This window comes from Providencia rettgeri (assembly GCF_013702265.1).
GTDB lineage: Bacteria > Pseudomonadota > Gammaproteobacteria > Enterobacterales > Enterobacteriaceae > Providencia > Providencia zhijiangensis.
In genome coordinates, this window is record NZ_CP059348.1 from 2,598,262 (window position 1) to 2,610,619 (window position 12,358).

Annotated in this window: 12 protein-coding genes; 1 reads left to right on the forward strand and 11 read right to left on the reverse strand. The window is 45.9% G+C overall.

The genetic code is table 11. The annotated features are described in order from the left end of the window. Position 1: 1 nt before the first annotated feature. The 3 genes from H0913_RS11900 to fabB all read right to left on the reverse strand — a co-directional run bounded on the left by H0913_RS11900 (position 2) and on the right by fabB (position 2,135). Entirely contained in the window at positions 2-328 is a 327-nt protein-coding gene (locus tag H0913_RS11900) for a hypothetical protein (RefSeq protein WP_154628915.1), read from the reverse strand. A 175-nt stretch (positions 329-503) separates the two neighbouring features. Beyond that, positions 504-761 carry a hypothetical protein gene (locus H0913_RS11905; RefSeq protein WP_154602902.1) on the reverse strand — a complete coding sequence of 86 codons (258 nt, stop codon included), beginning with the start codon at positions 759-761 and terminating at the stop codon, positions 504-506. Positions 762-923: 162 nt separating this feature from the next. Beyond that, positions 924-2,135 (reverse strand): beta-ketoacyl-ACP synthase I, encoded by a 1,212-nt coding sequence (fabB, locus tag H0913_RS11910; protein ID WP_154602903.1) that lies wholly within the window; start codon positions 2,133-2,135, stop codon positions 924-926. 201 nt (positions 2,136-2,336) lie between these two features. Here fabB and mnmC point away from each other — a divergent pair, with 201 nt between their 5' ends. Continuing rightward, entirely contained in the window at positions 2,337-4,367 is a 2,031-nt protein-coding gene (mnmC, locus tag H0913_RS11915; RefSeq protein ID WP_220127908.1) for a bifunctional tRNA (5-methylaminomethyl-2-thiouridine)(34)-methyltransferase MnmD/FAD-dependent 5-carboxymethylaminomethyl-2-thiouridine(34) oxidoreductase MnmC, read from the forward strand. Between the two features lie 227 nt (positions 4,368-4,594). On the opposite strand, the gene H0913_RS11920 is transcribed toward mnmC, so the two are convergent. The 8 genes from H0913_RS11920 to hutH all read right to left on the reverse strand — a co-directional run bounded on the left by H0913_RS11920 (position 4,595) and on the right by hutH (position 12,353). Continuing rightward, positions 4,595-5,128, reverse strand: coding sequence for a GNAT family N-acetyltransferase (locus H0913_RS11920; protein ID WP_181477316.1), 534 nt, complete (start codon positions 5,126-5,128; stop codon positions 4,595-4,597). A 4-nt stretch (positions 5,129-5,132) separates the two neighbouring features. Continuing rightward, a complete protein-coding gene (locus H0913_RS11925) occupies positions 5,133-5,405 on the reverse strand; it encodes a YfcL family protein (protein ID WP_181477317.1) in 273 nt (90 codons plus the stop codon). 31 nt (positions 5,406-5,436) lie between these two features. Next, positions 5,437-5,985 (reverse strand): elongation factor P hydroxylase, encoded by a 549-nt coding sequence (locus H0913_RS11930; RefSeq protein WP_154602907.1) that lies wholly within the window; start codon positions 5,983-5,985, stop codon positions 5,437-5,439. A 17-nt stretch (positions 5,986-6,002) separates the two neighbouring features. Further along, positions 6,003-6,806, reverse strand: coding sequence for a TSUP family transporter (locus tag H0913_RS11935; RefSeq protein ID WP_154602908.1), 804 nt, complete (start codon positions 6,804-6,806; stop codon positions 6,003-6,005). 176 nt (positions 6,807-6,982) lie between these two features. Further along, a complete protein-coding gene (gene aroC / locus H0913_RS11940) occupies positions 6,983-8,071 on the reverse strand; it encodes a chorismate synthase (RefSeq protein WP_181477318.1) in 1,089 nt (362 codons plus the stop codon). Between the two features lie 116 nt (positions 8,072-8,187). Continuing rightward, a complete protein-coding gene (gene prmB, locus H0913_RS11945; protein ID WP_154602909.1) occupies positions 8,188-9,120 on the reverse strand; it encodes a 50S ribosomal protein L3 N(5)-glutamine methyltransferase in 933 nt (310 codons plus the stop codon). 193 nt (positions 9,121-9,313) lie between these two features. After that, the gene (locus H0913_RS11950; RefSeq protein ID WP_181477319.1) at positions 9,314-10,720 is read right to left on the reverse strand and encodes an amino acid permease; all 1,407 of its coding nucleotides are present in this window, start codon (positions 10,718-10,720) and stop codon (positions 9,314-9,316) included. 100 nt (positions 10,721-10,820) lie between these two features. Continuing rightward, the gene (gene hutH / locus H0913_RS11955) at positions 10,821-12,353 is read right to left on the reverse strand and encodes a histidine ammonia-lyase (RefSeq protein WP_181477320.1); all 1,533 of its coding nucleotides are present in this window, start codon (positions 12,351-12,353) and stop codon (positions 10,821-10,823) included. Positions 12,354-12,358 lie beyond the last annotated feature (5 nt).

A 12,358-nucleotide genomic window follows, 5' to 3' on the forward strand; every position in this document is an offset into this window, starting at 1 on the left:
CTCACTGATTTTCTAATTTCGGGTATCCCTGCTCACGTAGCCATTCGCGACCCACATCAATGGTTGGCGTTTGTACAATAAAGACAAACAAGGCACCGATCATACCGCCTAACAATGCGCCGCCTAGAAAGCCACCAGAAAAGAAACCAAAGAAAAACAACATGAAGGCCAATACGGCGGAAAGTAAAACCGCGAGTCCAGTGAGCTTCCAATATTTCGCGCCCATGCGTTTTTTACCTTCTTTCAGGCATTGACGAAACAAGCGCCCTTGCTCTTTTCTCTCTAATCCTGCTAATTCAGGAACACTCTTCGCCGTCCAATACGCCATCTTATCTACCTTTCTTTTTAATTAAATTTTGTCTAACGCATTTATACGCAGCTTAGAGGTAAGATACTTGCGGATAACTCTGATAATCGTCGTGAGAACGTCAATATTCAGTGGGCTGAGCGGTTTGTGTGGTCAATAAAATTTGCCCCATAAAGATTTCGGGGCAAACTTTTTATTAATAAAACGGATATTTCGTATAACTCAGCAAGGTAACATTTTTATTACTCGCGTCTTCGCCATAATAAACATGTTTTGATGGTGGTGTGAAAATCTGAACCGCTTCTTTTTGTCGTTTTTCAAAAAGTGGAAACGTGATTTTAGTGTTAAATGCACGCTTAATTTTGGCAGGGAACAGCCCCTTAATACTTTTAATCAATGCATTACCCAAAATTTTTAAATCATTTTTCCAAATCTTACACCGTGTGAAATCCATATTAGCTCCTTATTGATACATTAATGGAGCAAATATCATGGCACTATTTTCATTACGGTAATTTAATAAAATGATGATTATGGTGGCGACAATAATTAAGCCATAAAAAAAGCGAGAGCCTTAGCCCTCGCTTTCTATGCAGTGCATTTCAGTGAATGAAACTTATGCTTTGTATTTGCTCATCACTAACGTTGCGTTGGTACCACCAAAACCGAAGCTGTTAGACATCACTGTATTCAGTGCTTGCTCAGTTGGTTGGGTGATGATATTCAAGCCTTTCGCTTTCTCATCTAAATTTTCAACGTTGATGCTTGGTGCGATAAAGCCATGTTCTAACATCAGCAAGCTATAAATCGCTTCTTGAACGCCCGCTGCGCCTAAAGAGTGACCTGTCATCGCTTTGGTTGCAGAAAGTGCAGGGCAATCGTGACCAAACACTTCTTGGATAGCTTCTAACTCTTTAGTATCACCGACTGGCGTTGAAGTGCCGTGTGTGTTGATGTAATCGATTTTATCAACACCCTGCATTGCCATTTGCATACAACGCACTGCGCCTTCGCCCGATGGAGCCACCATATCAGCACCGTCAGACGTTGCGCCGTAGCCAACGACTTCTGCGTAAATGTGTGCGCCACGTGCTAATGCATGCTCTAACTCTTCAACCACGACGATACCGCCGCCGCCCGCAATAACGAAACCATCACGGTCTTGGTCATAAGTTCTTGATGCTTTTGATGGAGTTTCGTTGTACTTAGTTGACAACGCGCCCATTGCATCGAACTCACAGGTCATTTCCCAGCTCAGTTCTTCACCGCCACCAGCAAACACAACATCTTGTTTGCCCAGTTGAATCAGTTCAACCGCGTGACCGATACAGTGTGCAGACGTTGAACATGCAGAGCTGATGGAGTAGTTAACGCCTTTGATTTTGAACGGGGTTGCTAAGCAAGCAGAAATACCGGAAGCCATTGCACGAGTCACCATATATGGACCCACACCACGCAGACCTTTTGCACGCATACCGTCAGAGCCAGCTACTTGGTTACGAGGAGAACCACCACCAGAGCCAACAACAACACCCGTACGCAGGTTAGACACTTGGTCTTCCGCTAAACCTGAATCTTTAATCGCCTGTTCCATTGACAGGTAAGCATAGACAGAGCAATCACTCATGAAACGGCGGACCTTACGGTCAATCAGACCTTCAGTATCCAGCTTGACATCACCCCAGACATGGCTACGCAGCCCTGCCTCTTTAAATTCTTCTGAGAAAGTGATCCCGGAACGACCTTCCTTCAGAGAAGCCAGTACTTCTTCCTGGTTATTACCAATGCTGGAAACAATACCTAGGCCAGTTATGACTGCACGCTTCATTCGTTACCTCATGTCTATAATTATATGATTACGGGATTACAGGTGTCACTTTAGCTTACACTTGTACGCTGAACAAGTCCGATCAGGGTAAATATTTGTATTTTTTTTATCATGACACAAATAAGGCTTTTATGTGACGGTAGCCTTACAGTGATATCAGCGTTAGAATTTGAATATGATTTTGCAATAACGGGCTTAAACGTGAAAAAGACAGCTGTACAAACCGCTCACCTCAGTTGGAATGAGGAAGGCACACCGATTTCAGAACAGTTTGAAGACATCTATTTTTCTAACCAAAATGGCTTAGAAGAGAGTCGCCATGTGTTTTTGCAGGGAAACCATTTTCCACAGCGATTTCTAACACACCAAGATGAAACTTGTGTGATTGCCGAGACAGGATTTGGTACTGGATTGAATTTTCTCGCTTTATGGCAGGCCTTCAACCAATTCAAAGCCGAAAACCCCAATGCAAAATTACAACGATTACATTTTATTAGCTTCGAAAAATACCCTTTATCAAAAGCCGATTTAATCGCCGCACACCGTTGTTGGCCAGAGTTAGCCGAGCTTTCAGAGCAATTATGCGAACAGTGGCCACCCGCCTTACCCGGTAACCATCGAATTATTTTAGAAAATAGTGCAATCACCCTCGATTTATGGATTGGTGATGTAAATACGCAAGTATCCATACTTAATGACAATTTAAACAATAAGATAGATGCGTGGTTTCTAGATGGTTTTGCCCCTTCCAAAAACCCGCAGATGTGGAGCGAACAGTTGTTCGCTGCAATGGCAAAATTTGCACGTAAAGGTGGAACATTTGCCACCTTTACGGTTGCTGGATTTGTTAAACGTGGATTACAGCAAGCGGGCTTTACAATCATGAAGACCAAAGGATTTGGTCAGAAACGTCAAATGCTAACGGGGGTACTAGAAAATAATCTGACTCGCCCGATGGCACCTTGGTTTGCGCGTCAACCCGCATCTCATACCGATGATATCGCGATTATTGGCGGTGGTATTGCCAGCCTCACCTTAGCCCGTTCACTCAGGAAACGCGGTGTGAATGTCACTATTTACTGTCAAGACCAGCAAGTCGCCCAAAATGCGTCTGGAAACCGCCAAGGTGCAGTCTACCCCCTATTAACCGGGAACGATAATGCCCTAGAGCGCTTTTTTGTCAGTGGCTTCCCGTTTGCCACTCGCTTTTATCAGCAACTGAGCACGCAAGGTATCGAATTTAATGGGCAATGGTGTGGGGTAAGCCAAATGGCGTATAACCCTAAATCCACCAAAAAAATCGACAACATGCTGCAAACCGAATGGCCGGAAGAGTTTGTTGTTGGCAAAGATAGGCAACAACTCAGTGAACTTAGTGGTGTGGATGTCAATCATCGAGGTATTTATTACCCCTCTGGCGGCTGGCTATGCCCTGCGCAATTATGCGAAAGCTTAGCGCAAAAACTCGCTGAAGAAGGCGTTAAATTCCACTTTGGTCTGTCAGTCACCGGCTTACAACGTTCAGAAAACGGTTGGGAACTGACATTCGATAACCAGCAAACAGCCCATCATCAAACGGTGGTGATTGCCAATGGCCATTTGCTGAATCAATTTGAGCAGACTCAGAACCTGCCTATCACCCCTGTTCGTGGGCAAGTGAGCCATATTCCGACAAACCCAACATTGCAGCAATTAAAAACCGTGTTGTGCTTCGAAGGTTATATGACGCCGGAAGATACCACAAACCAGCACCACTGCTTGGGGGCGAGTTATCAACGCGATAATTTGAGTCTTGAATACTCTAAGGAAGAGCAGCAAGAAAATCTGCAAAAATTGCTCACCAGCTTACCGGATGTGGATTGGACGGCGCAGGTGGATATCTCTGACCAACAATCTCGCCAAGGGATCCGCTGCGTGATCCGCGACCATATGCCGCTACTCGGCAATGTGCCTGACTTTGATGCTTTAATGCAGCAATATGCGGATTTACCTGACCAACTGCGCCACGAACACGCCGTTGCCCCATCCCCAGCTTATCCTGACCTGTTTGTATTCGGTGCATTAGGGGCTCGAGGACTTTCCACGGCCCCACTGTGTGCAGAAATCCTCGCGGCGCAAATTTTTGATGAACCCATGCCTGCTGACGATGACGTACTTTCCGCATTACATCCAAATCGTTTTTGGGTGAGAAAGTTATTGGCGGGACGCCCAATCACCACGAAAGAAGCATAAGTGAAAGAAGCAGAAACGAAAAAGGGTTTCCATTTGGAAGCCCTCAGACCATTGACAAACCATCAGGTTTGGAAATGGCTCTTTTGGGTTGTAAAATTAACGAGGAAAATCAATTTATTGATTTTCGCCTGATAACACAAAGAGGGAAAAACCACGCTTTTATCCCTCTTTGTCATCAACCTCAAGGGCTTCCATTTGGAAGCCCTCTGTACGAATCAATATTAAACTTAATTCACGTTCAACTGCATAGCACAGCGATCTATCGCTTGAAACCCTGCATCCACTTCGTGTTGCAAGATATCTTGTAATTCACTCGTCAATTGCACCTCTTCCATTATCGAAAAACCAAGGCGCTGATAATATGGCGCATTCCACGGAATATCACGAAATGTGGTTAGTGTAACCTGACCAATCTGTAGGGACTGAGCGAACTCGATAACCTGCTGAATAAGCCGCTTACCTAAACCCTGCCCTTGCGCTGACTGCTGGACTGAAAGCTCCACAATATGCAGGCTATCACTCAAATGCTCCGCCATAATAAAGCCAACTGGCTGATCATGATTATCCACAGCAAGCCACTCTAAGCCATTCGCAATACACTCAACGTGGTTTTCTTCCGGTTGAACTTCACCTTGGGCAATCCAATCAAACTTCGGATGTCCGGCAAAAGTCTGCCCCGCAGACGCTTCTACCTCAGGTAAAAATTGGGCATCTTCATGGGTTGCTAATCGAATAGAATACATGCGGTCAATAGAGTCCATAAAACTAACGCACGGTATCTAACAGTGTTTTCCACATACCCAGCACCAAAACTTGGTCTGGCGGGGTCAATTCACCTGCTTTAATGGCGTTTTGGATACTCAGCTCAACGCGCTGATACAGTGCATCAACACTGGTTTCGTTCTCTTCTTCCAGCTCTGCTACAGCAAGGGTTAAGTGACCACGCAGATAGCCACCAGCAAACAGCTCATCATCGCTGGCGTGTTCAACCATATCATCAATTTTTGTCAGTATGCGTGTTTCAAAATCCGCAAGCATGCTTAATCCTTAACTATAGTGAGTGATTCTATTAGGCGAAAATATCTTCCGGATAAGGGAACAGTTCCGCGCAAAGTGGAGGTGTATTGTAAAACGATTGTAACGCATTAATAAAGCGCAGCGGTCTCTCTGGGATACCTTTTTCGAGGTACTCCATCACTTGGGCATGCACTTTGCGCATAAAAGCGATACGGTCGGGTTCGAAATCCCCTTCTAAATTGTCGCAACTCACATTAAACGGGATGCCCGTTGCCACACAGAAAAACCAATCTAGCGCTTGTGGTTTAATTTCAACCACTTCAAAGTCACACTGGGTTTTCTCATCGCGACCATCTGGGCAGTACCAATAACCGTAATCCACTTGCTGGCGACGTTTTTCCCCAGCAATGCACCAGTGAGAAATTTCATGGAGAGCACTGGTAAAAAAGCCGTGTGCAAATACAATTTGGCTGTATGGCGTGGTGTCATCGGCTGGTAAATAGATAGGCTCGTCGTCCCCTTTTACCAATTTGGTATTGTACTCTTCGCCGAAACACTGTTCGAAAATATCAATAAGTTGCTGATAATGATGTTGAGTCATGGAACGCTTAAATCATCTTAAAATAATGTGAGAAACCAAGCTTTAATCTCGTCACCGTGGCTGTCATTTAACAGCTTAATACTCATTAAGAGTGAAATCACGACGATCATCGGCCTGATAAGTTTTTGTCCTTTGGTTAACACTAAGCGAGCACCAAGTCTCGCACCAACCATTTGGCCGGCAAGCATAACAAACCCGAGCACCCAAAGAACATGACCTCCGATAATAAAAAAGATCAAAGATCCAAAATTGGAGGCGAAATTTAACAATTTTGCATGGGCGGTGGCTTTGGCGAGGTTATACCCTAATAGCAAGACATAAGCGAGCGCTAAAAAAGAGCCAGTTCCTGGGCCAAATGCGCCATCATAAAAACCAATTCCCATCCCCGCAGCAACCCCAAAAATTGGCATACTAACGCGCTGAGGCCTATCTTGCACCCCCAAAGATGGCGTGAGTAAGAAATAAAGCCCGACGCAGATGACCATCACTGGCAGCAACTGCTTTAAAAAAGCGGTATCAATGGATTGGATTAAAATCGCCCCGAGCATTGCCCCAATCATCGTCATGATCACGGGGAAGATTTGCTCTCGCAAATTAATGGCTTTACGCCGTGCAAAATAGAGTGTGGCGGAGAATGACCCACCGATAGCTTGTAATTTATTGGTCGCCAAGGTTTCCACGGGAGTGATCCCCACAGAAAGCAGCGCAGGAATAGTCAGTAAACCACCGCCCCCTGCGATAGAGTCAATAAAACCGGCAAGTAGAGCGACAAAAAACAACAGAGCGTAGACTTCAGGCGCAACGGCGGTAAGCCAATCCATTTTACATTCCAGATAAGTGAACTATCACGATGCAGATTTGTTATCTATTGATTATCTTATTGAAAGCTAAACAATATCACAGCCCGGATGGATTATAATCGAGGTTTCATCCCAACCTTTAACTCACAGTGGATACCCTTGCCAAGCAAGAATATCCACTGAAAAACGTCAATGATTTATTCGAATGGCGCCACTGCTGGCACAACATCCGCACACTGCCCGCGGTGACGCAAGAAGTGATCCATCAGCACAATTGCCATCATCGCTTCCGCGATAGGCACCGCGCGAATACCCACACAAGGGTCATGGCGACCTTTGGTGATCATCTCAACTTCTTCACCATCACGATTCAAGGTTTTCCCTGAAACGGTAATGCTAGAGGTCGGTTTCATGGCGATATGGGCAATAATTGGCTGGCTACTGCTAATGCCCCCTAAAATCCCACCGGCGTGGTTAGACGCAAAACCGTGGCGAGTGATTTCATCGCGGTTTTCACTGCCTTTTAAGCTCACCACACCAAAACCATCGCCAATTTCTACGCCTTTTACCGCATTAATGCTCATCAGCGCATGGGCGATATCCGCATCTAGGCGGTCAAAGACTGGCTCACCTATACCCGCTGGGACATTTTCAGCTACAACGGTGACTTTCGCACCGATGGAGTCACCCTCTTTTTTCAAGCCACGTAGCAGCTCATCAAGGGCATCCAATTTGCTCGGATCAGGGCAGAAGAATGGATTTTCTTCGACAAGCGACCAATCTTTAATTTCACACTCTACGCTGCCCATTTGGGTCAAACATGCGCGAATTTGAATCCCGAATTTCTCTTGCAGGTATTTCTTGGCAATCGCACCCGCAGCAACACGCATCGCTGTTTCACGGGCGGATGAACGCCCGCCACCGCGATAATCGCGCAGGCCATATTTCTGTTCATACGTGTAATCGGCGTGCCCTGGACGGAACACGTCTTTAATCGCACCATAGTCTTGGGAACGCTGATCGGTATTTTCAATTAATAGACCGATACTGGTGCCTGTCGTCACTCCGTTGAAAACTCCCGATAGAATTTTCACTTGGTCGGGTTCACGACGCGCCGTAGTATAGCGCGATGTGCCCGGACGACGGCGATCTAAGTCGATTTGTAAATCTGCTTCTGTCAGTGCGAGTCCCGGCGGAACACCGTCAACGATGCAGCCTAATGCTAGCCCGTGTGACTCTCCAAAGGTGGTCACACGAAACAGTTGCCCAATTGAATTTCCAGCCATTCCCTGTTTCCTATTTGCTTGCGATTCTTATACTTGTTAAGAAATATGATGTTATGCGTAATTATTATGTTTTATTTGATTATGCCGAGTAACGCAACTCTTTATTAATTAATATATTAATCAATATAAAGAGCAAAGTGCTCGTGATGTTCAACCAACTGTTCGCGGGTTAACATAAACACACCATCACCACCAAATTCGAAATCTAACCAGATAAATGGAATATCTGGATATTGCTCAATCAGATGCACCATGCTGTTACCCACTTCGCACACTAAAATTCCCTCTTCGGTTAAGAAGCGTGGAGCATTAGCGAGAATGCGGCGAACCAGTTTCAGACCATCGCTACCGGCTGCCAGTGCCAGCTCAGGCTCGACACGGAACTCTTGCGGCAGATCGTCCATATCTTCTGCATCCACATACGGTGGATTGGTAACGATCAGGTCATATTTAACGTCTGGCATATCACGGAATAGGTCAGAACGAATTGGGATCACGCGGTGCTCTAAACCGTGATTCGCAATGTTTTGCTCCGTCACAGCCAAGACATCCGTAGAGATATCAACTGCATCGACTTCCGCTTCAGGGAATTCATGGGCGCAGGCAATCGCAATGCAGCCACTTCCCGTGCACAGGTCGAGGATGGTTTGTGGTTCATCAGATAATAAGCCCACAAAATGGTTGTTAATCAGCTCACCAATTGGCGAGCGTGGAATCAACACGCGCTCATCCACATAGAATTCATGTCCACAGAACCACGAGCTATTAGTCAGATAGGCAACTGGAATACGGTCATTGATACGGCGTAATACGCGCTCAATAATCCGGTGACGCTCCGTTGGAGTCAGACGCGAAGTTAGTAGCTCATCCGGTAAATCCAGCGGTAAATACAGGCTTGGCAAAACTAACTGTAAAGCTTCATCCCATGGGTTATCGGTGCCGTGACCATAATAGATATTGGCAGCATTAAAGCGGCTCATGGTCCAACGTAAAATGTCTTGAATGGTATGAAGTTCTGCGACGGCTTCATCAACGAAGATCTTTTCCAAGAAGGGATTCTCCTGCCTGTGGATTAAAAGGGAAAATTTGAATGGCTAAAGTTTGCCACGAAGTGAAAGACAAATCAGCAGATTAATGCAAGAAAATACGCAGATAAGCACTTGTTTGCGCATTTTGGCGCTAAAAATAACCGAGCCCCGGATTTTCATCAAGGGCGCAGTGTCTATCATGATATTAAAAACGTTACGCTAATTCTTCGACTTCTTCCGCCGTTTTTTCTGGTTTTTTCACCGTTCCTGATTTTTTCACTAATAGCGCGTAAGCAATAGTGAGTAATAGCAGCCAACCGATACCCACATACAGCGCAATTCGGGTACTTTCGAAATAGCCTAATACACCGAAAATAAACACCATAAAGGCAATTGCAAGGATAGGTGCAACTGGCCACATCGGAACTGGGAATTTCAATTGCTGAACTTGCTCTGGCGTCATCTTACGGCGCATCGCAAATTGTGCCAGTAAAATCATTAACCAAACCCAAATCGTAGCAAACGTAGCAATCGAGGCGATCACTAAGAACACATCTTCGGGGATCACATAGTTCAGTACCACACCAATAAACAGCACCAGCACCATGACTAAGACGGTCATCCATGGCACCCCATTTTTGGTTAACTTAGTGAATGATTTAGGCGCCTGCCCTTCATGAGCCATGCCGTACATCATGCGACCTGCACCAAAAATGTCACTGTTAATTGCCGAGATGGCAGCGGTGATCACCACCACGTTCAAGATATTCGCCGCAGCTGAAATGCCTAAACTATCAAAAATCTGTACAAACGGGCTGCCATTTTGGCCAATTTGGTTCCATGGGTAGATGCACATCAATACAAATAGCGTTAATACGTAGAACAGTAAAATACGTACAGGCACCGCATTAATGGCTTTTGGAATAGTCACTTCCGGGTTTTTGGCTTCGCTCGCCGTGATCCCAATGACTTCAATTCCACCAAAGGCAAACATCACTACCGCAAATGACGCGATAACCCCACCGATACCATTTGGCATAAATCCACCATGGTCAAATAGGTTTGATACCCCAACCGCATGTTCAGCAGCTTGACCGAAACCAAACATCATAATGGCCGCACCGCCGACGATCATGGCGACAATCGCCCCCACTTTCACTATCGACAACCAAAACTCCATTTCACCGAATGTTTTTACGTGGCACAGGTTAATGGCACCGATAAAGCAGATAATACTGAGCACCCAAATCCACTGAGCCACATCAGGGAACCAGAGTTTCATATAGACCCCGAATGCCGTGACATCAGCCAAGCAGACAATTAGCATTTCAAAAACATATGTCCAGCCGGTGAAAAAACCCGCTCGCGGACCTAAATAGTGGCTAGCATATTGGGAGAATGACCCTGCCAATGGGCTGCGAACCGCCATTTCACCGAGCGCGCGCATCACCATAAAAACAGCGGCGCCCCCAATAATATAAGCCAGTAAAACGGCCGGGCCGGCAGTCTCAATAGCTTTGGCTGAACCATAGAATAACCCCGTTCCTATTGCTGAACCGAGGGCCATAAATCGGATGTGGCGCGCAGAAAGCCCACGCGCAAGTTGTGATGTGCTTTGCATGTTGTGTCCTTCGTATTTTTATCAGTCGTTTCGAAGAGAATTCGCAGCCGATACATAGTCGGCTGCTTCTAAAACACTTACTTATAGGAACTGCTGGTTTTTATGAATGAAAAACCGAGTTTGCTGCAAACAACGTGGCAAGTTTATGTTGATCAATCAGCGAGATAGCCGCCTCGATATCCGGTGCGAAATAACGGTCTTTATCGTAATACGCCACTTTATCACGCAGAGTTTTACGGGCTTTTTCCAGTTTTTCGCTCGATTTCAAGCCATCGCGGAAATCCATTCCCTGACACGCAGATAACCACTCAATGGCTAAAATGCCTGTCACGTTTTTCGCCATTTCCCATAAACGGCGACCTGCTGCTGGTGCCATGGAAACGTGGTCTTCTTGGTTGGCGGATGTTGGTAAGCTATCCACACTAGATGGATGCGCTAATGCTTTGTTTTCACTGGCTAATGCGGCTGCCGTCACCTGTGCAATCATAAAGCCGGAGTTTACGCCACCATTGTTAACTAAGAATGGCGGTAATTGGGACATGTGCGTGTCCATCAACATCGCAATACGGCGCTCTGATAATGCACCAATTTCGGCTAATGCCAGCGCGATATTGTCCGACGCCATGGCAACTGGCTCCGCATGGAAGTTACCGCCAGAAATAATGTCACCATTATCAGTAAACACCAGCGGGTTATCGGATACCGCATTAGATTCAATTAAAATCACTTCTGCCGCTTGACGGATTTGCGTTAAGCAGGCCCCCATCACTTGAGGCTGACAGCGTAATGAATATGGGTCTTGAACTTTCGAGCAATTTGCGTGAGATTGGGACAATTCACTCGTTGGCGATAACACATCGCGGAATAACGCCGCTACATCGATTTGACCTTTTTGACCGCGAACTTCTTGGACACGCGCATCAAATGGCTTGCGTGAACCTAATGTCGCTTCCACGCTTAACGCCCCACACACAATGCCAGATAACAGCAGATTTTCCGCCGCAAACAAGCCTTTTAACGCAAACGCGGTCGAGGTTTGAGTGCCATTCAGGAGTGCTAAACCTTCTTTAGCTTCCAACGTTAATGGTTTCAAGCCCGCTTTTTCTAACGCTTTTTTCGCAGGTAGCCATTGGCCTTCAAAGCGCGCTTGCCCTTCACCAATCAAAATCAAGCTCATATGCGCTAGCGGTGCTAGGTCGCCAGATGCGCCCACTGACCCTTTTGCAGGAATGAATGGGTAAACTTGTGCGTTAACCAGTGCAATCAGCGCTTCAATCACTTCCAAGCGAATACCTGAAAAACCGCGCGCAAGGCTGTTGATTTTTAATACCATAATCAAGCGAACCAGATCATCGTCCAGTGGCTCACCAACACCAGCCGCATGGGACATCACAATCGAGCGCTGTAAAGATTGCAGATCTTTGCTAGCAATACGGGTGTTAGCGAGTAAACCAAACCCAGTATTGATCCCATATGCGGTTTTATCTTCCGCAATGATTTGATTTACGGTCGCAACGCTTTTTTCGATAACACTGTGGGCATGTTTATCTAACGCGACAGTCACTGGCTTTTGGAAGACAACGCGTAATTCGTCGAGTGTCATTTTCCCTGGATGGATAGTTAATTTAGTCATCAATG

What these genes read in the sequence shown, in the direction of transcription:
- H0913_RS11925 (WP_181477317.1), bottom strand. Translation starts at nt 5,405, where the DNA reads ATGCTTGCGGATTTTGAAACACGCATACTGACAAAAATTGATGATATG.
- H0913_RS11935 (WP_154602908.1), bottom strand. Translation starts at nt 6,806, where the DNA reads ATGGATTGGCTTACCGCCGTTGCGCCTGAAGTCTACGCTCTGTTGTTT.
- H0913_RS11930 (WP_154602907.1), bottom strand. Translation starts at nt 5,985, where the DNA reads ATGACTCAACATCATTATCAGCAACTTATTGATATTTTCGAACAGTGT.
- H0913_RS11950 (WP_181477319.1), bottom strand. Translation starts at nt 10,720, where the DNA reads ATGCAAAGCACATCACAACTTGCGCGTGGGCTTTCTGCGCGCCACATC.
- hutH (WP_181477320.1), bottom strand. Translation starts at nt 12,353, where the DNA reads ATGACTAAATTAACTATCCATCCAGGGAAAATGACACTCGACGAATTA.
- H0913_RS11920 (WP_181477316.1), bottom strand. Translation starts at nt 5,128, where the DNA reads ATGGACTCTATTGACCGCATGTATTCTATTCGATTAGCAACCCATGAA.
- H0913_RS11905 (WP_154602902.1), bottom strand. Translation starts at nt 761, where the DNA reads ATGGATTTCACACGGTGTAAGATTTGGAAAAATGATTTAAAAATTTTG.
- H0913_RS11900 (WP_154628915.1), bottom strand. Translation starts at nt 328, where the DNA reads ATGGCGTATTGGACGGCGAAGAGTGTTCCTGAATTAGCAGGATTAGAG.
- aroC (WP_181477318.1), bottom strand. Translation starts at nt 8,071, where the DNA reads ATGGCTGGAAATTCAATTGGGCAACTGTTTCGTGTGACCACCTTTGGA.
- fabB (WP_154602903.1), bottom strand. Translation starts at nt 2,135, where the DNA reads ATGAAGCGTGCAGTCATAACTGGCCTAGGTATTGTTTCCAGCATTGGT.